20 protein-coding genes are annotated in these 21098 nt (G+C 71.0%); 10 read left to right on the top strand and 10 right to left on the bottom strand.

The annotated features are described in order from the left end of the window. Positions 1 to 4 precede the first annotated feature (4 nt). The 4 genes from EDD90_RS25580 to EDD90_RS25565 form a co-directional block, all read right to left on the bottom strand. Positions 5 to 655, bottom strand: coding sequence for a hypothetical protein (locus EDD90_RS25580; protein ID WP_123975382.1), 651 nt, complete (start codon positions 653 to 655; stop codon positions 5 to 7). 78 nt (positions 656 to 733) lie between these two features. Continuing rightward, positions 734 to 3187, bottom strand: a complete 2454-nt coding sequence (locus EDD90_RS25575; RefSeq protein ID WP_123975381.1) for a dolichyl-phosphate beta-glucosyltransferase — start codon at positions 3185 to 3187, stop codon at positions 734 to 736. Next, the gene (locus tag EDD90_RS25570; RefSeq protein ID WP_123981619.1) at positions 3184 to 3882 is read right to left on the bottom strand and encodes a GntR family transcriptional regulator; all 699 of its coding nucleotides are present in this window, start codon (positions 3880 to 3882) and stop codon (positions 3184 to 3186) included. The genes EDD90_RS25575 and EDD90_RS25570 overlap by 4 nt, the downstream gene beginning before the upstream one ends. Before the next feature lie 184 nt (positions 3883 to 4066). Beyond that, on the bottom strand, positions 4067 to 5422 hold the full coding sequence (locus EDD90_RS25565) for an aspartate aminotransferase family protein (protein ID WP_123975380.1): 1356 nt from the start codon (positions 5420 to 5422) through the stop codon (positions 4067 to 4069). Positions 5423 to 5645: 223 nt separating this feature from the next. Here EDD90_RS25565 and EDD90_RS25560 point away from each other — a divergent pair, with 223 nt between their 5' ends. Beyond that, the gene (locus EDD90_RS25560) at positions 5646 to 7454 is read left to right on the top strand and encodes a serine/threonine-protein kinase (RefSeq protein WP_123975379.1); all 1809 of its coding nucleotides are present in this window, start codon (positions 5646 to 5648) and stop codon (positions 7452 to 7454) included. A 105-nt stretch (positions 7455 to 7559) separates the two neighbouring features. Here the strand turns inward: EDD90_RS25560 and EDD90_RS25555 are convergent, their stop codons facing one another. The 3 genes from EDD90_RS25555 to EDD90_RS25540 all read right to left on the bottom strand — a co-directional run bounded on the left by EDD90_RS25555 (position 7560) and on the right by EDD90_RS25540 (position 10845). Beyond that, positions 7560 to 8552, bottom strand: a complete 993-nt coding sequence (locus tag EDD90_RS25555) for a transposase (protein WP_260328046.1) — start codon at positions 8550 to 8552, stop codon at positions 7560 to 7562. 152 nt (positions 8553 to 8704) lie between these two features. Further along, entirely contained in the window at positions 8705 to 9694 is a 990-nt protein-coding gene (locus tag EDD90_RS25545) for a Gfo/Idh/MocA family oxidoreductase (RefSeq protein ID WP_123975378.1), read from the bottom strand. Further along, positions 9691 to 10845 (bottom strand): Gfo/Idh/MocA family protein, encoded by a 1155-nt coding sequence (locus tag EDD90_RS25540; RefSeq protein ID WP_123975377.1) that lies wholly within the window; start codon positions 10843 to 10845, stop codon positions 9691 to 9693. The genes EDD90_RS25545 and EDD90_RS25540 overlap by 4 nt, the downstream gene beginning before the upstream one ends. A gap of 121 nt (positions 10846 to 10966) precedes the next feature. Here EDD90_RS25540 and EDD90_RS25535 point away from each other — a divergent pair, with 121 nt between their 5' ends. After that, complete coding sequence (locus EDD90_RS25535) at positions 10967 to 11974, top strand: LacI family DNA-binding transcriptional regulator (protein ID WP_123975376.1); 1008 nt, start codon at positions 10967 to 10969, stop codon at positions 11972 to 11974. A gap of 134 nt (positions 11975 to 12108) precedes the next feature. Here the strand turns inward: EDD90_RS25535 and EDD90_RS25530 are convergent, their stop codons facing one another. Further along, positions 12109 to 12861: an SLATT domain-containing protein gene (locus tag EDD90_RS25530; RefSeq protein WP_123975375.1), complete on the bottom strand. Its 753-nt coding sequence runs from the start codon at positions 12859 to 12861 to the stop codon at positions 12109 to 12111. Positions 12862 to 13132: 271 nt separating this feature from the next. Between EDD90_RS25530 and EDD90_RS25525 the strand changes: the two genes are divergently transcribed. The 4 genes from EDD90_RS25525 to EDD90_RS25510 all read left to right on the top strand — a co-directional run bounded on the left by EDD90_RS25525 (position 13133) and on the right by EDD90_RS25510 (position 15424). After that, positions 13133 to 13477: a YbaB/EbfC family nucleoid-associated protein gene (locus EDD90_RS25525; RefSeq protein WP_063777090.1), complete on the top strand. Its 345-nt coding sequence runs from the start codon at positions 13133 to 13135 to the stop codon at positions 13475 to 13477. Between the two features lie 93 nt (positions 13478 to 13570). Then, positions 13571 to 14170 carry a recombination mediator RecR gene (gene recR, locus EDD90_RS25520; RefSeq protein ID WP_123975374.1) on the top strand — a complete coding sequence of 200 codons (600 nt, stop codon included), beginning with the start codon at positions 13571 to 13573 and terminating at the stop codon, positions 14168 to 14170. Next, complete coding sequence (locus tag EDD90_RS25515) at positions 14163 to 14828, top strand: DUF5063 domain-containing protein (RefSeq protein ID WP_123975373.1); 666 nt, start codon at positions 14163 to 14165, stop codon at positions 14826 to 14828. Before recR ends, EDD90_RS25515 begins: the two co-directional genes overlap by 8 nt. Positions 14829 to 14896: 68 nt before the next feature. Then, the gene (locus EDD90_RS25510) at positions 14897 to 15424 is read left to right on the top strand and encodes a VOC family protein (protein ID WP_123975372.1); all 528 of its coding nucleotides are present in this window, start codon (positions 14897 to 14899) and stop codon (positions 15422 to 15424) included. A 15-nt stretch (positions 15425 to 15439) separates the two neighbouring features. On the opposite strand, the gene EDD90_RS25505 is transcribed toward EDD90_RS25510, so the two are convergent. Continuing rightward, the gene (locus EDD90_RS25505; RefSeq protein WP_123975371.1) at positions 15440 to 16198 is read right to left on the bottom strand and encodes an SDR family NAD(P)-dependent oxidoreductase; all 759 of its coding nucleotides are present in this window, start codon (positions 16196 to 16198) and stop codon (positions 15440 to 15442) included. 39 nt (positions 16199 to 16237) lie between these two features. Then, positions 16238 to 16960 carry a sulfite exporter TauE/SafE family protein gene (locus EDD90_RS25500; protein ID WP_123975370.1) on the bottom strand — a complete coding sequence of 241 codons (723 nt, stop codon included), beginning with the start codon at positions 16958 to 16960 and terminating at the stop codon, positions 16238 to 16240. A 116-nt stretch (positions 16961 to 17076) separates the two neighbouring features. Between EDD90_RS25500 and EDD90_RS55610 the strand changes: the two genes are divergently transcribed. The 4 genes from EDD90_RS55610 (at position 17077) to EDD90_RS25485 (ending at position 21039) form a co-directional block, all read left to right on the top strand. Beyond that, a complete protein-coding gene (locus tag EDD90_RS55610; protein ID WP_185149216.1) occupies positions 17077 to 17244 on the top strand; it encodes a hypothetical protein in 168 nt (55 codons plus the stop codon). Between the two features lie 249 nt (positions 17245 to 17493). Further along, entirely contained in the window at positions 17494 to 18765 is a 1272-nt protein-coding gene (locus EDD90_RS25495; protein ID WP_123975369.1) for an aspartate kinase, read from the top strand. Further along, positions 18762 to 19841 carry an aspartate-semialdehyde dehydrogenase gene (locus EDD90_RS25490; protein ID WP_123975368.1) on the top strand — a complete coding sequence of 360 codons (1080 nt, stop codon included), beginning with the start codon at positions 18762 to 18764 and terminating at the stop codon, positions 19839 to 19841. Before EDD90_RS25495 ends, EDD90_RS25490 begins: the two co-directional genes overlap by 4 nt. Before the next feature lie 523 nt (positions 19842 to 20364). Continuing rightward, positions 20365 to 21039 carry a SigE family RNA polymerase sigma factor gene (locus tag EDD90_RS25485; RefSeq protein WP_123975367.1) on the top strand — a complete coding sequence of 225 codons (675 nt, stop codon included), beginning with the start codon at positions 20365 to 20367 and terminating at the stop codon, positions 21037 to 21039. The last annotated feature ends 59 nt before the right edge of the window (positions 21040 to 21098 follow it).

Raw genomic sequence — 21098 nt, 5'->3', positions numbered from 1 at the left:
CGGCTCAGCTGAACACGATCATCGACCCCTGCGCCAGGCTCCGCGTCGCCGCCGCGTGCAGGCCCAGCCACACGTGCCGTTCGCGCGCGAAGGGGCTCGGGTCGTACGGGGCCGGAACGGCCGGCTCCTCCAAGTCGGTGGGGGCCGAAGGCGGTTGCGGCGCGGCCGGGGGGTTCGCCGGGTCGATGCCGATCGACGGGGCGACGTACTCCAGCTCGCGCAGCAGGCTCTGCGAGGAGCCCAGCGGGCCGCCGCTCGCGAGGAGTTCGTCGCTGGAGAGCGGGTTCGGGAAGTCGACCGGGACGTATGCGCCCGCGTGGTCGTAGTGCCAGACGAGGTGCGACTGCTGGGCCGTGGACTCGAACATCTCCAGGAGCTGCTCGTAGTCGCCGCCGAGGGCGTCCACGGGGGACACCGGGAGGCCGCAGACCTGGAGGAGATACGCGCGGCGCAGGAAGTGCAGCGCGTCGTAGTCGAAGCCGGCCACGGGTGCGACCTCGCCGGACAGGCCCGGCATGTACTGGTACACAGGCACCGGCGGCAGCCCTGCCTCGGCCAGCACCTTGTTGTATTGCGCGAGTTCCTCGGCGAAAGGGTTGTCGGGGGTGTGGCACAACACGTCGACGAGCGGTACCAGCCAGAGGTCACAGGCCAAAGAAGGCTCCTCGTATCAGCGAGTTCACAGTAAGTGCTCAGCTAGGTGGTCAGGGAAGAGTAATCGGTGCGGCGCCGGTCAGCTCCCCCCGTGCAGGTCCCATACCCAGACCCCGCCCGTCCACTTACCGGATTTTCCGGTCAGGGCGTCGACCGCCTCTCGCAGTTTGTCATCGTTGGGCTGCGGGGCGACCACCAGGACGCCCGCCTTCCAGTACGCGAAGTCCTGCTTGGCCTGCGCCCGCCAGTTCTTGCCGATCACCGGCACCTTCCCGGTGTAGCGGACGTCCCGCAGCATGTCGGAGGTGTAGCGGGGGGCGGCACCGTAGATGCCTATGCGGTTGTCGCCGTAGGGGCCGTTGAAGTATCCGCCGGGGAGCCTGAAGCCGAGATCCGCGGTGGTCTGCCAGTGCAGCGCCTCGGCGTAGCCGGGATCGGGGAGCGGGACGGGGACCAGGGACTCGCCCTTGCCGACGTACGACTTCCACATCCCGCTCGTGATGAAGTCCGGGACCGCCTCCCGCTGCTGTGCCTTCAGCGGCGCCGGGAGGATCGGGAGCAGGGCGAGCGCGACCGCGAGCAGGCCGAAGTACACGGTGCCGATCCGCTGTGTGGCCAGCACCTTCTCCAGGAAGACGGCCAGCAGGATCCCCAGCACCGGTGCGCAGACCATCGCCACCCGGCCCTCGATCACCGACTCGAAGAGGGGCAGCTTCCGCACCAGCGCCCAGGGGCCCGGATACACCGCCTCCGTCAGCGGGATCCGGATCTTCGGGCCCATCGACAGCACCGCCGCCGTCACCGAGGTGAACGCCAGCGCCTTGACCAGCGGCCGTTCCCACAGTCGTACGACGATCCCGAAGGCCACGAGGATCAGCGGCCAGCCGTAGAACGCGTTCTGTTCGGTGGGGTTGAGGGCGAGCTCGTTGGCGCGGCCCGCGTTCCCGAAGAGCAGCGAGCGCTCGGCGAAGGCGAGCAGGGACAGGGGGCTGTTTCCGGCGTTGTCGCCGTGCAGGACGCTGTGGTAGCTCTGCGGGCCCTTGAACTGCCAGTAGAGGGGGACGGCGACCAGCGGGAGGCAGACCGCCCCGGCGATCAGCAGGCCCTTGCCGAGGGGGCGCCAGGCCTCCTTCGCCTCCTCCGGTCGTACGGCCGCGTACGCCAGGGCGAACAGCGTCATCCCCAGCGCCGCCAGCAGGAACGGCTCCTCGCCCAGGAACACCTGGTACGCCGCCATCAGCCCGAGCACGATCCCGTCCCGACGCACCCTGGTGCCGGTGGCGAGCCGCAGGGCGCGGTCGATGATCAGCGGGATCATGAACAGGATCACGAAGTTGGGATGCGCGTTGGCGTGGCTGACCATCGGCGGCGCGAAGGCCGCGAGGGCCGCGCCGACGAAGGCGGCACCCAGGTGCCGTACCACCCGCTTCACGATCAGCCAGTACCAGGCGACGGCGGTCGCGGCGAGGCCGAGCGCCATGCAGACGCTGAGCGAGACGGCGGGGCCGGCCAGCAGGGTCAGCGGGGCGAAGGGGACGGAGACGCCCAGCATGGCCGTGTTGGCCATCAGGTTGACGCCGTCGGGGAAGCCCTGGAGGTCGGAGAAGAGCGGGTTGCGCAGGTGCGCGACGCTGTCCGCGGTCACCGCGAAGAACCACTCCCACTGGTTCTGGTCCTGGAGGGAGTCGGTGAGATAGCGGTGGTCCGGGTCGAAGAAGCGGCCCGAGTAGAGGGTTATGGAGAGGGCGAGGAAGAGGACGGCGACCAGGACGTCGGCCGGGCGCAGGCGGCGCAGCCGGAGGCGGGCGAGGTCGGCGAGGACCTTCGGGTACGCCAGCGGGCCGACCTTGGAGCCGGGCCGGTGGCTCCAGCGGACCGGGACCTCGGCGATCGGGAGGCCGTTCCGGTGCAGGTGCTGGAGGACCTCGACGTCGATGCCCCAGCCGTCCAGACGGGAGTCGGCGAAGGCCGCGCGGGCCTGGTCGCCGTCGAACAGCTTGAAGCCGCACTGGGTGTCCCGGATGCCGGGCACGGCGGTCGCGCGTATGAGGAGGTTCCCGGCCCGGCCGAGCAGCTCGCGCAGCAGGCTCTGGTGGTCGGCTATCTCCGCGCCCGGCACCGCGCGCGAGCCGATCGCCGCCGCGCTGCCCTCGCTGAGCGCCTTGTCGAGGCGCTCCAGCTCCTCGATCGGGGCGGCGAGGTCGGCGTCGGTGACCAGCACCCGGCCGCCGCTGCTCGCGGCGACACCGAGGCGCAGGGCGTTGCCCTTGCCCCGGTTGCGGTCGGCGGCGACCAGGCGGACACGCGGGTGCTGTAAGGCGGCGACCTCGCGCGTCCCGTCCGTCGAACCGTCGTCGGAGACGATCACTTCCCACGAGCCGAAGCGGCTCTCGTTGTCGGCGAGGTAGCGGGTGACGGCGTCGAGCGTCGGACCGAGCCGTTCCTCCTCGTTGTACGCGGGTATGACGACGGAGAGGTCGACCCGCTCCGTGTCGGCCCGCTCCGTGTCGGCCCGTTCCGTGGGCGCGGTCATCCGTTCTCCGCCAGTCGCTCGATCAGGGCGAGGGAGTGTGTGTTGTACGCGGCGACGATCCCACGGGCGGCCTCCGCGTCCCGGTGGGACAGCGCGTCGACCAACTCCGTGTGCCGGGACCACAGATACCCGCGTAGATCGGGCAGCCGCCGTAGGTGCTGCACCGCGCACACCCAGGACTGCACGCGCAGCCGGTGCAGGAAGTCGCTGAGGTAGGGGTTGCCGAACAGGGCGGACAGCTCACGCCAGAAGCGGAGGTCGTAGCCGATGAGGATCGTCAGGACACCGGCGGTCGCGGCGCGCTGCGCCTCCTCGCCGCGCCGGCGGACCGTCGCCAGGGCGGCGGCGACGCGCGGCTCCTGGGGGTCCTTGAAGGCGGGGTGGTGGCCGTCGACGAGGGCCTGGAACATGCCGTCCGTGACCAGGCTGCGGGCCTCGATCATGCCCCGGTAGTCGGCGAAGGAGTACTCCGGGACCCGGAAGCCGCGATGCTGGTCGGCGTCGAGGATGCCCTGCGCGGACAGGTCGACCAGGGCCTCGCGGACCGGCGTGGCGGAGACCCCGTACTGCTCGGCGATCTCCTTGACCGTGAACTCCCGGCCCGGCTGGAGCCGCCCGGCGAGCACCTCGTCACGGAGCGCGTCCGCGATCTGCTGGCGCAGGGTACTGCGGGTCACAGCGCCGTTGCCGGGCATCGTCGGGTGCATCTCCTCACGCATACGGGTGACGTGCTCGCTTACATGTACATCTACGAGCACGCCACCTTACGCGTTCGGGTTGCTCCCGTAATCCTTCAGTTGCCTTTCCCGTACCCGCGCGGCCGATTACGTCGTACCGTATGGCGGATTACGGACCGTGTCCGGCCGGCTCTGGCCCGTCTCAGACCGTGTGTTCGTCGGCCACGCTCAGCGCGGCGTCCAGCGCGGCGAGGCCCTCCTTCAGTTCGGCCTCGGAGACGTTGCACGGCGGCACCACGTGGGTCCGGTTCATGTTCACGAAGGGCCACAGGCCGTTCTTCTTGGCGGCGGCGGCGAAGGCGGCCATCGGCGCGTTCGCCTCACCGGCGGCGTTGTACGGCACGAGCGGTTCCCGCGTCTCCCGGTCCTTCACCAGTTCGAGCGCCCAGAACATGCCGACACCGCGGACCTCGCCGACGCTCGGGTGCCGCTCGGCGAGCGCCGCGAGGGCGGGCCCGACCACGTCGGCGCCGAGCCGCTTCGCGTTCTCGACGACCCCCTCCTCCGCCATCACGCCGATGGTGGCGACGGCGGCGGCACAGGCCAGCGGATGCCCGGAGTACGTCAGCCCGCCCGGGTAGGCCCGCTTCGCGAAGGTCTCGGCGATCTCCGAGCTGATCGCGACACCGCCGAGCGGCACATAACCGCTGTTCACGCCCTTGGCGAAGGTCATCAGGTCCGGTACGACCCCGAACAGGTCGGCGGCGAACCACTCACCGGTCCGCCCGAACCCGGCCATGACCTCGTCGAGGACGAACACGATCCCGTACCTGTCGCAGATCTCACGGACACCGGCCAGATACCCGGCCGGCGGCACCATGATCCCGGCGGTGCCGGGAACGGTCTCCAGGATGATCGCGGCGATCGTCCCCGGCCCCTCGAACGCGATCGTGGTCTCCAGGTGCTCCAGCGCCCGCGCGGTCTCCTGCTCCTCCGTCTCCGCGTAGAAGCGGGAGCGGTAGAGGAAGGGCGCCCAGAAGTGCACGACCCCGGCGGCGCCGCTGTCGGAGGGCCAGCGGCGCGGGTCGCCGGTGATGTTGACGGCCTGCTGGGTGCCGCCGTGGTACGAGCGGTAGGCGGACAGCACCTTCGGGCGGCCCGTGTGCAGCCGGGCCATGCGCACGGCGTGCTCGATCGCGTCCGCGCCGCCGTTGGTGAAGAAGATCTTGTCCAGGTCGCCGGGCGTCCGTTCGGCGATCAGCCGCGCCGCCTCCGAACGGGCCTCGACGGCGAAGGCGGGCGCGAAGGTCGTCATCCTCGCGGCCTGCTCCTGGATGGCGGCGACGACCTTCGGGTGCTGGTACCCGATGTTGGTGAAGACGAGCCCGCTGGTGAAGTCCAGGTACCGCCGGCCTTCGTAGTCCCAGAAGTACGACCCCTCGGCGCCGGCCACGGCGAGCGGGTCGATGAGGTCCTGCGCGGACCAGGAGTGGAACACATGCGCACGGTCGGCGGCCTTGACGGCGGCACCGGCCTCGGGGCTGGGCTGAGGGGTCATGGCGGGGAGCGTAGGAGCGGCCGGCACGGGCGCGGTATCGGCGAATTGTTCCGTGGTCGGGGGGTGGACGCGACAGTCTGTCGAACCAGCTGTCCGATTGTCCGGTCAATTGTTCCGGACTCGTGTGCCTGTTACGTAACCGTAGACATGGCGCTACCCGTCTCCCGGAACGGCCGCATTATTCTCGGTTCGATCACAAGTGTGAGCGAGGAGCGGATCTGCCATGGAGAAGCTGGGGCCGGGGGATCCGCAGCACATCGGGAAGTACCGGCTGCTGGCGCGGCTGGGCGCGGGCGGGATGGGGCACGTCTATCTCGCCCGGTCGGAGCGCGGCCGCACCGTCGCCGTGAAGCTCGTGCGGGCGGAGCTGGCCGCGCGCGAGGAGTTCCGGGAGCGCTTCCGGCAGGAGGTGCGCAACGCCCAGCGGGTCGGCGGGTTCTGGACCGCCCCCGTCCTCGACGCCGACACCGAGGCCGCCGTGCCCTGGGTGGCCACCGGCTATGTCGCCGGGCCGAGCCTCCAGCGGGTCGTCGAGCACGACCACGGCCCGCTGCCCGAGCGGTCGGTGCGCATCCTCGCCGCCGGGCTGGCGCACGCCCTCACCAACATCCATGCGGCCGGGATCGTCCACCGCGACCTCAAGCCGTCCAACGTGATGCTCACGATAGAGGGCCCCCGGGTCATCGACTTCGGCATCGCGCGGGCGCTGGAGACCCTGCCCGGCGAGGGGATCACCCAGACCGGCTCGCTGATCGGCTCGCCCGGCTTCATGGCCCCCGAGCAGGTGCGCGGCGACCGGATCACCCCGGCCAGCGACGTCTTCTGCCTCGGCTCGGTCCTCGCCTACGCGGCCACCGGCCGGCTGCCCTTCGGTTCCACCGAGGGCGGCGAACACGCCGTGCTCTTCCGCATAGCGCAGGAGGAGCCGGACCTGTCCTCGATCCCCGAGGGCATCGCCGACGTGGTCCACGACTGCCTGCGGAAGGACCCGGAGGCCCGTCCGTCACTGAGCGCGATCCTGGCGCGGACCGGGGCGGGCACCACGGTCTGGGAGGGCCGGGCCAGGGAGCCCTGGCTGCCCGGGGAACTGCTGGCCCAACTGGGGCGCCACGCGGTGGAGTTGCTGGAGGTGGAGGACCCGACGGTGTACGGGGTCCTGACCGAGGGCTCAGGGGCGGCCGGCTCCGGGGCGCGGGGCGGTGCCGACCCCGGGACACGGGGCGGTGCCGAATCCGCGGCCACCACCGCGGGGGTGCGGCCGACCACGGTCCATCCGCAGCCGACGTTCGACAGCCCGTCCCCCGAACACGCCCCCGCCCACCCCGCATACGGCTACCCGAACCAGCCTCAGCAGCACCCGCAGCCGCAGCCGTACAACCCCTACACCGCCGCCGCCCCGGACCCGACCCCGGTCCACGCCCCGCCGCCCCCGCCCTACGACCCCACCCCCGCCGACGATTCGAGCCGTACCGGCCGTTCCACCGCCCTCCTCGTCACCATCGCCCTGGTCGTGCTGCTGGCCGCGGGCGGCTCGGTGTACGCGCTCATGAACAACGGCGGCGGCAGCGACGACAACGCCAACGGCAACGTGTCCCGCTCCCCGTCGGCATCCGCCCCCGCCACCTCCGGGGAGCCCTCGCCCACCCAGTCGGACTCCTCGTCGGCCACCCCCGCCGGTACCGTTCCGGCCGGCTTCCTCGGCACCTGGAGCACCGCGATCGACAACTCCACCGGTCACAACACGCGCGAACTGACCATCCGCCAGGGCGCGGTGGGCGACTCGGTGCTCACCCTCGTCGCCGACGGCCCCGGCTACCACTGCGAGTTCACGGCGAAGCTCACCGGAAAGCCGGGCTCAGCAGGCCCGTTGGCGATCGGTCCGTCCAAGGTCACGACGGGCAAACCTCGTTCGGCCTGCACCGCCGGAGAGGCAACCGAGGTGACCTTGCTGTCGGGCGGCAAGCTGAAGCGGGCGACGAAGGACGGCAACGAGAGCCTGACCTACAGCAAGCAGTCACCTTCTCGGCCGTGAACGGCCGAGCTTGTTCGCTCGATCGTTCACACCTCGTCGCGCTCCCGGCTGTCCCCTACGACAGGACGGTCACGGGTCGCATCTTCCCGCCCGGGTCTGATGTGCTCAGGCCGGGGCGGGGACGGGCATGGTGACGAATACCCACGCCGAGCGTGTGCGGTCGCGCACGTTGACCCCGGCGACGACATCGGCGGGTCCAGCGAGGCCGCACCGACGACAACAGAAACGGTCCCGAGTCGGCCGGTTGGCCTTCGCGGTGTGCCCGCAGCCTGGACAACGCTGCGAGGTGTAGGCCGCGTCCACCTCCAGGAAAGCCACCCCAGCCTGTCTGGCTTTGTAGGCGAGGTGCTGCCCGAGCTGGTGGAAGGGCCAGGAGGAGAGCGTGCCCCGCTGGTTGCGTCGAAGCCGTACCCGCTCGCCGATGCCGCCGAGTTCCTCGACGGCGATTCCGCGACCGGTGCGTTGCGCGTTGGACACGATCTCCTTGCTGATCTTGTGGTTCACGTGGGTGGCGTGGCGGTGTTCCTTCTTGGCGCGGCGGGACAGACGGCGGGTGGCTGAGCGGGTCTGTCTCTTCTGCAGCTCGGCACGCTTGCGGGCACACCAGCTGCGGTAGCGGGCCAGGCCCCGGCCCTGATAGTTCATGCCGTCGGAGGTGGGGGCGAGGTTGACGATGCCGCGGTCCACACCAATGAAGTCGACCGGCTCGGACGCTTCCGGTTCGGGCACCTCGCAGGTGGCGAACAGAAACCATTTCCCGCCCCGTTGTACGAGATCGGACTCGCCCTTGCGGTATTCGGCCAGTAGCTTCAGCTGATCAGCGGCACCGGTATAGCGGACGCCACGCATCCGGCCGTCCACCGTCCAGATCGACACCGTGCGAGTATCAGTCTGCCAGGACAGGCATCGGTCGTCGAACGGCTGCGCCGCCTCTGGCCGGAAGGCGACCGGACTGCCCATGGCCTTGCGGTAGCGCCGGGAAGTGGTGTTGCCCAGCAGCCCGGCCCTGGCTTGCGTGGCCAGCGTGCTGTAGGCGTCCACGACCTTCTTGATCACCCGTACCGTGGGCTGAGCCGACAGCCCGAACGTGGCCTTCACATCCCCGTACAGCAGTTTCTGCAGCCCGTTGCGGTCAAGGCTCGGCGATCCACCCCGTGCCGAGCACACCCCAGCGCAGGACGGGCGCCGTCATCGGGTCCGGGGTGCGCGGGGCGGGCAGCGCGGCGGGGAAGGCGGGGGGCGTGGGCACCTCAGACCTCCGGGACCTGGACGGCGACCGTGCGGCCGTCGGCGTGCATGGACGCGATGACCGCCTCGGCGACCGCGGAGGCCACCAGCCCGTCGTACGCGGTGGCCAGCGGCGCGGGGCGTCCCTCGGCGACGGCGTCGATCCACGCCTGCAGCTCCAGGCGGTAGGCGTCGGCGAACCGCGGCCGCCAGTCGGCCGGGTAGCCGGTGGCCCGGGTGCGGGCGGTGTCGGACACCATCCGGGCCGGGTCGGTCAGTGCGAGGGTGCCGTGCTCGCCGACGACCTCGCAGCGGATGTCGTAGCCGTACCCGGCGTTGAGGAACGTCTCCACGGTGGTCAGCGCACCGTCGGCCGTGCGCAGCAGCATCAGCTGGGGGTCGCGCAGCCCGGTCACGGTGGAGGTGGGGCGGGCCGCATGCCAACTCACCTCCATGATAGGGGAGTCCAGCAGCCAGGGCACGGTGTCGAACTCGTGGATGGCGGAGCCGGTGACGCTGAACTCGTCGGTGGCGCCCGGTGCGGAGGACACCCCACGGCTCCTGCAGTGCACGAGGAGGGGCACACCGGCCGTGCCGGCGGCGAGGGCGGCCCTGAGATCGGCGTACCCGGGGTCGAAGCGGCGCATGAAACCGAGGGAGACGAGGTCCGCCCGCTCCTCCCGGAGGACCCGTACGCACTCCGCGGTGGTCGGCGCGAGCGGCTTCTCGCACATGACCGGCTTGCCCGCGCGGGCGGCGGCGATCGCGAGGTCCGCGTGGGTGCTGTCGTGGGAGGCGATGACGACCGCGTCGACCTCGGGGTCGGCGATCAGCGCGTAGGGGTCGTCGGTGGCCCGCGCGCCCGGCAGGGCCGCCGCCACCTCGGTGGCCCGCCCCTTGTCGAGGTCGGCGACGAGGACGACCTCGGCGCCGGAGACCCAGCGGTGCAGGGTGTTCACATGGTCCGCGCCCATGTTCCCGGCGCCGACGACCCCGATCCGCACGCCGCTCATCCCAGGCTCACCCACGTCCCCTGCTCGGCGGAGCGGCTCATCGCGTCGAGGGCGGTGGCGCTGTGCACGGCGTCCTCCAGGGTGGCGCCGTAGGACGTGCCCTCGGCGATGGAGCGCAGGAAGTTGCGGGCCTCGATGACCTTGAGGTCGTCGTAGCCCATGGCGTTGGCCGAGCCGGGCTGGAAGGCGCCGTACTCGCCGTGGCCGGGGCCGACGTAGACCGTGCTGACGGGCTGGTCCTGGTAGGAGGTGCCGCGGCTGACGCCCAGCTCGCCCATCCGCCGGTAGTCCCAGAAGACGGCGCCCTTGGTGCCGTGCACCTCGAAGCCGTAGTTGTTCTGCTCGCCGACCGAGACCCGGGAGGCCTCCAGCACACCGCGGGCGCCGGAGGCGAAGCGGAGCAGGCAGCTGACGTAGTCCTCGTTCTCGACGGGGCCCAGTTCGCCGCCGGTGGCCAGGGTGTGGCCGGCGGTGGCGCCGGTGGGCCGGGCCCGCTCGGGGATGAAGACGGCGGTGTCGGCGGCGAGGGAGGCGATGTCACCGAGCAGGAAGCGGGCCAGGTCGACACCGTGCGAGGCCAGGTCGCCGAGGACGCCTCCGCCGCCGCGGGCCCGCTCGTACCGCCAGGTCAGGGCGCCGTCCGGGTGGGCCGCGTAGTCGCTGAAGAGCCGGACGCGGACATGGGTGATCGTGCCGAGCTCGCCCGAGGCGATCAGTTCGCTGGCGTAGGCGACGGCGGGCGCGTTGCGGTAGTTGAAGCCGACGGTGCTCTGCACACCGGCCGCGGCCACGGCGTCCGCGACGGCGCGGGCGTCCTCGGCCGTAAGACCGACCGGCTTCTCGATCCAGATGTGCTTGCCGGCCTCCGCCATCGCGACGCCGATCTCGCGGTGCAGGAAGTTCGGCGCGGTGATGCTGACGGCCTGCACCCGGGGGTCCCTGGCGACCTCACGCCAGTCCCGGGTGGTCGAGGCGAACCCGAACTGCGCGGCCGCCTCCTCGGCCCGGCCCGGCACCTCCTCGGCGACGGCCACCAGCTCGGGCCGTACGGACAGCTGCGGGAAGTGGTGGGGGATCCGCTGGTAGGCCTGGGTGTGCACCCGTCCCATCCAGCCGAATCCGACGACGGCGACGCCGAGCGTGCTCACCATGGGCTGCCCTTCTTTGGACCGTTCCAGAGACTGCCCGCCCACGATGCGGGGGCGCTTCCACTGATGTCAAGACATTCGGCCGTCTTTACAAGGACCGGGTGGGTGTGGAACGGTCCATGGCATGAGCGCCCCGACCATCCGTGACGTCGCCGCGCGCGCCGGTGTGTCGAAGTCGCTGGTCTCGCTGGTGCTGCGCGGTGCGGACGGCGTCCGCGAGGACAAGCGCCGGGCGGTCCTCGCTGCGGTCGAGGAACTCGGCTACCAGCCCAACGCGGCCGCGCGCAGCCTCAGCGAGCGGCGCACCCGCACGGTGGGCGTCCTTCTGAACGACATGCGCAACCCCTGGTTCGTGGAGCTCCTCGACGGCCTGAACCGGCGGCTGTACGACGCCGGGCTGCGGATGCTGCTGGCGGACGGCCACCTGAACCGGCACCTCGGCGAGGACCTCGCCCACACCTTCACCGAACTGCACGTGGACGGTCTTATCGCAGTCGGCACGCTGCCGGACCCGGGGGTGCTGCGCAGGGCCGCGGGCCGGGTCCCGACGGTCGTGGCCAGCGCTCGGGAGCCGGTGCTGCCCGCCGTGGACATCGTCGCGAACGACGACGTGATCGGCGCCCGGCTGGCCACCGAGCACCTCATCGGGCTCGGCCACCGGGACATCGCGCACATCGCGGGGCAGGGTGCGGTCGGCGAGCTGCGCCGGCGCAGCTTCGAGGCGACGATGCGGGCGCACGGGCTGGCCGACTCGGCGGTGGTGGAACAGGGCGACCTGACGGAGGAGGGCGGCTACCGGGCCACGGTCCGCCTGCTGAGCCGCGTGCACCGCCCGACGGCGGTCTTCGCCGCCAACGACATGACCTGCGTGGGCGCGCTCTCGGCGGCGGAGGAGACGGGACTGACCGTCCCCCGGGATCTGTCCCTGGTCGGCTACGACAACACGTACCTCTCCCGGCTGCGGCACCTGTGGCTCACGACGGTGGACAACGCGAGCGAGGAGGTGGGCCGCAGGGCCGCGCAGCGCCTCCTGGAGAGGATCGCGGAGCCGGGGAGGGCGGCCGCGGTGGACTTGGTGACACCGTTCCTTGAGGTGCGGGGGACGACGGGGCCACCACCGTCGGGGGGTTGAGCGCGACGGGAGGCGCCATCGGGCGGCTGAGCGTCGTGGGTCGTGTGTCGCGCCGTTGTGGCTGGTCGCGCAGTTCCCCGCGCCCCTTTGGGGCGCGTCACCCGCGGCCGACCGATGACGCACGCCCCCTCACCTCACCGCGGTTCCGGCGGTCGCTGCCTCGGCATGTTCGGCCGAGCCCCGTTAGGGCCCGGCGGCAAGGGGAAGCGTCCGTTCCAGTGCCCCGCATCCCCCCGCGGCCCCGCCGCCACCGCCGCCTGGATACCCAGCGGCGCCGACCCCGTCCGGAACTCCACCATCCAGTCCGCCGTCTCCGTGCGGACCAGCTCGGTCACGTCCTCCGAGAACCGCCGCAGCACCCCCAGGCACCGCTCCGCCGCCTCGCTCGCCGTCCCCTCCGCCGGTCCCAGCACCTCGCGGACGCTCTCCGCGGCCCACTCGAACTGGAGCACCTGGAGCCGCCGCTGCACGGCCTGGGCCGTGGCCATGTCCCTTATCCAGCCGGAGGTCACGCCGAAGAACCGGTCGATGCCGATGCACGCCACCGCCAGCAGCAGCGCGAGATACCCCCAAGGCGCGACCCCGCCGATCGCCCCGGTGACGTCGAGGAGCGGCAGCGCCGCGCCGAGCGTCGCCCCCACGGCGGCCCCCGACCGCAGCGCCCGCGCCCCCCGCCGTTTCCACACCCGGTCCGTCAGATACCACGCGGCCGTCTCCAGAGCCCCGCGCTCCACCCACCGGTAGAGCTCGTCGAGCCGCTCGGCCGGCTCGCCCCAGTCCCCGTGCGGGAACGCCCGCCCGGTCAGATCACCCGGCCGCAGTCCGGCCGCACCCTCGCCCCGCCCGTCCTGAGGCGGTCCCTCGGGCTGCATCTCCGGCTGAGCCACCCGGCACTCCCTACTGATCACAACCGGTCACGTTCCGTGACCTCGGACATGGCATTGGACGCGACAATGGATGTTGACGACGGGCACCCTTCCTACCGCTCAATGGGTGGCGAAGGCTTTGCTTTGGCCGCTTTTCCGCCCAGAAGTGGTGCTTAATCAGGTATAGGCCCGCCGGGATTCTCACTCGAAAGAGTGGCGGGGCGATGGCTGCGTCGACCACGTAGGCTCATGCACAGCAGAGAAAATCCGGACCCGTATCCAGGAGCTGATCGTGATCCCCGGTGGTGGCCAGCCCAACATGCAGCAGCTGCTCCAGCAGGCCCAGAAGATGCAGCAGGACCTGGCACGGGCCCAGGAGGAACTGGCGAACACGGAGGTCGACGGGCAGGCGGGTGGCGGCCTGGTGCGGGCCACCGTGACCGGCTCCGGCGAGCTGCGCGCGCTCAAGATCGACCCGAAGGCGGTGGACCCGGAGGACACCGAGACCCTCGCCGACCTGATTGTCGCGGCCGTCCAGGCGGCCAACGAGAACGCCCAGACGCTCCAGCAGCAGAAGCTGGGCCCGCTGGCACAGGGCCTGGGCGGCGGCAGCGGCATCCCCGGTCTGCCGTTCTGATGTTCGTCGCCCACGCGACACCCGTACCGCCTTCCTAGGACAGGCGGCAGCCAACTACGGTACGTACCGAAAGACTCCAGGAAGGGCAGTCCGTTGTACGAAGGCGTGGTCCAGGACCTCATCGACGAGCTGGGGCGGTTGCCCGGCGTCGGTCCGAAGAGCGCGCAGCGGATCGCCTTCCACATCCTCCAGGCGGAGCCCACGGACGTACGGCGTCTGGCGCAGGCCCTCCTGGAGGTGAAGGCGAAGGTCCGCTTCTGCGCGACCTGCGGCAACGTGGCACAGGAGGAGCTGTGCAACATCTGCCGCGACGCCCGCCGCGACCCGACGGTCATCTGCGTGGTGGAGGAGCCGAAGGACGTCGTCGCCATCGAGCGCACCCGGGAGTTCCGGGGCCGCTACCACGTCCTGGGCGGCGCGATCAGCCCGATCGAGGGCGTCGGCCCCGACGACCTGCGCATCAGGGAACTGCTCGCCCGCCTGGCCGACGGTGCGGTCACCGAACTCATCCTGGCCACGGACCCCAATCTCGAAGGCGAGGCGACGGCCACGTACCTCGCCCGCATGATCAAACCCATGGGCCTGAAGGTCACCCGCCTGGCCAGCGGCCTCCCGGTGGGCGGCGACCTGGAATACGCGGACGAGGTCACCCTCGGCCGCGCCTTCGAGGGGAGACGACTCCTAGATGTCTGACGCCACGCTGCACGCGACTGCGCAGAACCCGGACGACTTCGCGGTCCAGATCGCGGACCAGGTGGAGAGCTTCCTGGTGGCCGTCACGGAGGTCGCGAAGGGCGACGAGCCGGACTCGGCGGTCCCCTTCCTCCTCCTGGAGGTCTCCCAGCTCCTGCTGGCCGGCGGCCGCCTCGGCGCGCACGAGGACATCGTCCCCGACGAGCGTTACGAGCCGGACCTGGGCCCGGAGCCGGACGTCGACCAGCTCCGTGAGAACTTCGCGCGCCTCCTGGAGCCCATCGACGTCTACTCCGAGGTCTTCGACCCGTACGAGCCCCGCAAGGCGCCCGTCCCGGCCCGCCTCTCGGACGACCTGGCCGACATCGTCACCGACCTCCGCCACGGCATGGCCCACTACCGCGCGGGCCGCACCACGGAGGCCCTGTGGTGGTGGCAGTTCTCCTACTTCTCCAACTGGGGCTCGACCGCGTCCGCCGTACTCCGCGCCCTCCAGTCCATCCTGATCCACGTCCGCCTCAACCAGCCCCTGGAGGAACTGGACGGCCTGGACACGGACCAGGCGACCGTCGGCGACGAGACGCTGGAGTTCGAGGCGGGCCAGGTCATGCAACAGGAGATCGGCGGCGCGCTGGGGATGCGCACCTCGTCCAAATAGGACAGCCGCCGTCCCAAGCGGTCCCTAGGGTCGCCGGTGACCATTCCGGCACCGCTGAGGGGACCGCCATGCCCGCGCAGCCCGGCACCACACCCGAGGGATACACCACCGTCGCGCCCTGGGTAGTCACCGATGACACCGGGGCGTTTCTGGACTTCGTCGCCCAGGCGTTCGGGGGTGAGGAGCTGGGGCGGGTCCCCACCGAGGCCGGTGCGATCGGGCACGCCGAGATCCGGATCGGCGACACCGTCGTCCTGGCCTTCGACCGGAGCGCGGACTGGCCCGTCATGCCCAGCCTGCTGCGGGTGTTCGTCGCCGACGCGGACGACACGTTCGCGCGTGCCGTCGAGGCCGGTGGCCAGGTCGTCACTTCTCTCGCCGACGACGCCTTCGGACAACGCGGCGGGCGCATCAAGGACCCGTTCGGCAACATCTGGTGGGTGGTCGCCCATGTCGAGGACGTCTCCGAGGAGGAGATGTGGAAACGGCTGCGGGATCCGGCGTACGCCGAGGCCATGCGCGTCGCCCAGGAGACCTTCGACGCCGAACTCGGCGGCCGGGGCCGCAGCAGCGCACCCGTGAGGACGACCGGCTGATTCCCGGTCAGGGGGCTAGGGAAAGAACCGGCCCGCGCTCGGGTGGTCCTGAGCGCCGTCCACGCAGATGTTGGTGCCGTTGACCCCGGCGGCGCGGGGGGACAGGAGGAAGCACGCCACGTCCGCGACCTCCTGCAGTTCGACCAGCCGGCCGCGGGGGAAGTCGTCGCGGGCGAAGGCTTCGTACTGTTCCGGGCGGTTGTCCCGGAACCAGGCCCAGCCCCCGCCCTCGAACATGACCGAACCCGGACTGAGCGCGTTCACCCGGATGTTGCGCGGTCCCAGTTCCTGGCCCAGTGTGGCGGCGAGGTGGATCTCCGCCGCCTTCGCCGAGGCGTACGACGACCTGGGACCGGGCTTCCACCCCGTGATCGACGCCACGACGAGCGCACTGCCGCCGCCGGCCCGCTCGAAGTGCGGCACCGCGGTGCGGATGGCGTGGGCGGCGTGCAGCACGTTCAACTCGTAGGTCCGCAGCCAGTCCTCGGGCGTCGAGTCCAGCAGCCCGCCCCCGTACACACCGCCCGCGTTGGCCACCAGCAGGTCGAGTCCGCCCATCTGCTGCGCCGCCTCGTCGACGGCCCGGGCGAGCGCGTCCGGGTCCGTGACGTCCGCCTGGACGCCGGGTAGTCCCGACTCCTTCAGCCGCTCCGGATCCCGTCCGCAGACGGTGACCGCCGCCCCCTCCGCCTGCAGCGCCCGGCCGATGGCCAGGCCGATGCCGCTGCTGCCCCCGGTGATGAAAGCCGACTTCCCCGCAAGTCCCAGATCCACGGGGGCAGCCTGTCAGCAGACGCCGGCGCCATCAACCCGTCACAGCGTCCACCATCCCTTCGCCACCGCCGTGACCCCGCCCGTCAGGGCCAGGAGGAGGACCAGGCGGCGGGCGTGGTGTTCGGGGAGGCGGTCGCCCACCGTCCTTCCGATCAGGCCGCCCGCCAGCATCGCCGCACCCACCGCCGTCCACTCCGCCGCGGTCAGCCCCGGCACCCCGTTCGCCGTCACCGAGAACGCGTTGACGACGACGCCGTAGAACTGCGCGTTGGGGACGAACTCCCGTACTGTCCAGCCCGCGTTGAGCGCGTAGAGGGAGACCGGGGGGCCGCCCACGCCCGCCGCCGAGTTCATGAAGCCGCCCACCGCGCCCGCCGTCAGCGCGCCGGCCCGGCCGTGCAGGGCGGGGAGCCGGGCGCCCCGCATCACCAGCAGGACCGCCACCGTCACCAGGGCGCCCATCGTCAGCAACAGCCACGGCGGCGGGAGTTGACGGGTCAGCCAGGTGCCCGCCGGGACCGTGCAGGCCGCCGCCGCGCACAGCGGGACCATCGCCGCCGGGCGGACCCGGCGCCAGCCGCCCGCCAGCCCCACCACGCTGATCGCACCCGCCGCGCAGTTCGCCAGGGCGACTCCCTGCGCCGGGCCGAGCAGCAGGATCAGCGCCGGTACGGCGACCAGTGCGAAGCCCATTCCGGTCAGCCACTGCACGCTCGCGCCCAGCAGCACTATGCCGGAGAGCGGGAGCAAGGTCGTCGTCATGGTGCAACTGGCTACACCATCGGTTCGGGAGTGCGCTCCCTCGTTTCGGGCTCCGGGAGACGGAATCGTTGATCTCGCCAGGTCAGCCAGCCCATCACACAGCGAGGACTCCTCCCATGAAGGCCCTGCTCTCCTCCCGTCCCGTCCTCTGGTTCCTCTTTCTCTTCAACCTCGTCGTCGCCGCCGTCGCCCCCTTCGTCGTCGACGGCGCGCAGGGGGTGATGACCGCCGTCGGGATGGGGGTCGTGTCGCTCGGTGCCGGCGTCAGTCTGCTGCGGAGCTGAGCGAACGCGAATTGGATCCGCCCTGCACGTCCGCTGGCCGGGCTGTTAATTCACAGTGGTCCCGGCTCACGGCCGCCACTGTGAGCCAGGGCACTTTCCGCGTGGTGTGCCGTGCGCTGGGCAGGTTCCGTTCCGGAAGCGAGCGGCCGGACACCCCCGCCACGACGTCTCACCATGCGGGAGCAGGCTGGTGGAATTCGGACGCTCGTTAGACTGAGCCGACACAAACGAACCGAGCGAGGAGCGCACGTGGGCCTTGTCGTGCAGAAGTACGGAGGCTCCTCCGTTGCCGATGCCGAGGGCATCAAGCGCGTCGCCAAGCGGATCGTGGAAGCGAAGAAGAACGGCAACCAGGTGGTTGTCGTCGTTTCCGCGATGGGCGACACGACGGACGAGCTGATCGATCTCGCCGAGCAGGTATCCCCGATGCCTGCCGGGCGTGAGTTCGACATGCTGCTGACCGCCGGAGAGCGTATCTCCATGGCACTGCTGGCCATGGCGATCAAAAACCTGGGCCACGAGGCCCAGTCGTTCACCGGCAGCCAGGCAGGCGTCATCACCGACTCGGTCCACAACAAAGCCCGGATCATCGACGTCACGCCGGGGCGGATCCGGGTGGCGCTGGACGAGGGCAACATCGCCATCGTCGCCGGGTTCCAGGGCGTCAGCGCGGACAAGAAGGACATCACCACGCTGGGGCGCGGCGGTTCCGACACGACCGCCGTGGCGCTCGCCGCCGCCCTCGACGCCGAGGTCTGTGAGATCTACACCGATGTCGACGGTGTGTTCACCGCCGACCCGCGCGTGGTGAAGAAGGCGCGGAAGATCGACTGGATCTCCTTCGAGGACATGCTGGAGCTCGCCGCCTCCGGTTCCAAGGTGCTGCTCCACCGCTGTGTGGAGTACGCGCGCCGCTACAACATCCCGATCCACGTCCGGTCCAGCTTCAGCGGACTGCAGGGCACGTGGGTCAGCAGCAAGCCGATTGGGGACAAGAAGGTGGAGCAGGCCATCATCTCCGGTGTCGCGCACGACACCTCCGAGGCCAAGATCACGGTCGTCGGTGTGCCCGACAAGCCCGGTGAGGCCGCCGCCATCTTCCGGACCATCGCCGATGCCGAGATCAACATCGACATGGTCGTGCAGAACGTGTCCGCCGCGGCCACCGGCCTGACGGACATCTCCTTCACGCTGCCGAAGACCGAGGGCCGCAAGGCCATCGACGCGCTGGAGAAGAACCGTCCGGGCATCGGCTTCGACTCGCTGCGCTACGACGACCAGATCGGGAAGATCTCGCTGGTCGGCGCGGGTATGAAGACCAACCCGGGCGTCACCGCCTCGTTCTTCGAGGCGCTGTCCGACGCCGGTGTGAACATCGAGCTGATCTCGACCTCCGAGATCCGTATCTCGGTCGTCACGCGTGCCGACGACGTGCCGGAGGCCGTGCGCGCCGTGCACACCGCCTTCGGGCTGGACTCCGACACCGACGAGGCCGTCGTCTACGGAGGCACCGGCCGATGACCGGCAAGCCGGCGCTCGCGGTCGTGGGTGCGACCGGTGCCGTCGGCTCGGTCATGCTCCAGATTTTGTCCCAGCGGGCGGACGTCTGGGGCGAGATCCGCCTGATCGCCTCACCGCGCTCGGCCGGCCGCAAGCTGGCCGTGCGCGGTGAGGAGGTCGAGGTCGTCGCGCTGTCGGAGGAGGCCTTCGACGGGATCGACGTGGCCATGTTCGACGTGCCCGACGAGGTGTCCGCGCGCTGGGCGCCGATCGCCGCGGCCAAGGGTGTCGTCGTGGTGGACAACTCCGGGGCCTTCCGGATGGACCCCCAGGTGCCCCTCGTGGTCCCCGAGGTCAATCCGCACTGCTCCCACATCAGGCCGCGCGGGATCGTCGCCAACCCCAACTGCACCACCCTGTCGATGATCGTCGCCCTCGGCGCGCTGCACGCCGAGTTCGGGCTGCGCGAGCTGGTGGTGTCGTCGTACCAGGCGGTGAGCGGGGCCGGGCGGGCCGGTGTGGAGACGCTGCGGGCCCAGCTGTCCCTGGTCGCCGGTACGGAGCTGGGCACCAAGCCCGGTGACGTACGGCGGGCGGTCGGGGACCTCACCGGGCCGTTCCCGGAGCCGGTCGCGCTCAACGTCGTACCGTGGGCCGGGTCGCTGCGGGAGGACGGCTGGTCCTCGGAGGAGATGAAGGTGCGGGACGAGTCCCGCAAGATCCTCGGGCTGCCGAAGCTGCCGGTCGCGGTGACGTGTGTCCGGGTCCCGGTGGTCACCACGCACTCCCTGACCGTGCACGCCCGGTTCCAGGGCGAGGTCACCGTCGACAAGGCCCGGGAGATCCTCGACACGGCCCCGGGTGTCGTCCTCTTCGACAATCCGGCCGCCGGGGAGTTCCCGACGCCCGCCGACGTGGTCGGCACCGATCCGACCTGGGTCGGGCGGGTAAGGCGGTCCCTCGACGACCCGACCGCGCTCGAACTGTTCGTGTGCGGGGACAACCTTCGCAAAGGCGCGGCCCTGAACACCGCGCAGATCGCCGAGCTGGTGGCCGCGGAACTGACCGGCCGTTCAGGTACGGCGGAGATTGCGTGAACAGTCGGTGACCACGGGAAACGTTCCGGGTGGGAGCGCGCCCACGAGTAGGATCTCCGTAAGAAATGTGGCCATGAGCATGGTCCGGACCTCTTGAATCCCGACCCCTCGGCGTTCGAAGATTTTCCTCCCCGTCCTCCGCAACCACGCGGGCGGCGGGGAGCGTCTTTGCGGTCGCCCTCTTACGGGGCGCTTACGCGGCCGGCCCTCGGATCTTCGGGTCTCCGGGCCGTGGGGACGCATGATCCTGGCGTGGGGACGCTGTGATCGGGGCGTGGGGACGCCCGTTCATAATGGAACATAGGGGAAGAGCGGGACGCATGACGGCATTTGAGGCACCGTCTGATGTGCTGCCGGACGCGCGAAGAACGGTGACGACCGGGCCGGCCGGCCATCCCGGCATACCCGGTACACCTGAAGCGGACCCGCCCGGAACACCTGAAGCGGACCCGCCCGGCACGCCCGAGGCAAAAGTGATGCCCGGCACGTACAACCCCGCCGGGGGTCAGCGTGTCCAACTGGCGTGGCAGAGGTACTCGAACTCAGTGCGCCCCTCGGCGCGACGGCTCTACGGCCGCCCCGCGCCGGCCTGCGCCCCCGCGGGCCCGGTGCGCCCGGCGGCATGCCGGTGATCGCGCCCATGCCCGCAGCGCGGCCCACCCGCATACCCAGCCAGCGCGACGGCGCCGAGGACACGGCGGCGGCCGGTACCACCGTCGACCACCTCACGGAGACCTACCGGGCGCACTACCGCTCGCTCCTCGGCCTCGCCGCCCTCCTCCTCGACGACACGGCCTCCTGCGAGGACGTCGTCCAGGAGGCGTTCATCCGTGTCCACTCCGCCCGCAAACGCGTCCGTGACCCGGAGAAGACCCTGGCCTACCTGCGCCAGACGGTCGTCAACCTCTCCCGCTCCGCGCTGCGCCGCCGCATCCTCGGCCTCAAGCTCCTCTCCAAGCCGATGCCCGACATGGCGAGTGCCGAGGAGGGCGCCTACGACCAGCTGGAGCGGCGCGACCTGATCAAGGCGATGAAGGGCCTGCAGCGCCGCCAGCGCGAGGTCCTCGTGCTGCGCTACTTCGCCGACATGACCGAGGCCCAGGTCGCCGAGACGCTCGGCATCTCGCTGGGCTCGGTGAAGGCGTACGGCTCGCGCGGCATCGCGGCCCTGCGGGTGGCGATGGAGTCGACGGCATGACCGACAGCCCCGAGGGAGGCGACTCACATGATCGCCACGAGCCCTACGCTTGGCATGAG

Source organism: Streptomyces sp. Ag109_O5-1 (assembly GCF_003814875.1).
Classification (GTDB): Bacteria; Actinomycetota; Actinomycetes; order Streptomycetales; family Streptomycetaceae; genus Streptomyces; species Streptomyces sasae.
This window is presented reverse-complemented; position numbering and strand designations above follow the sequence as displayed.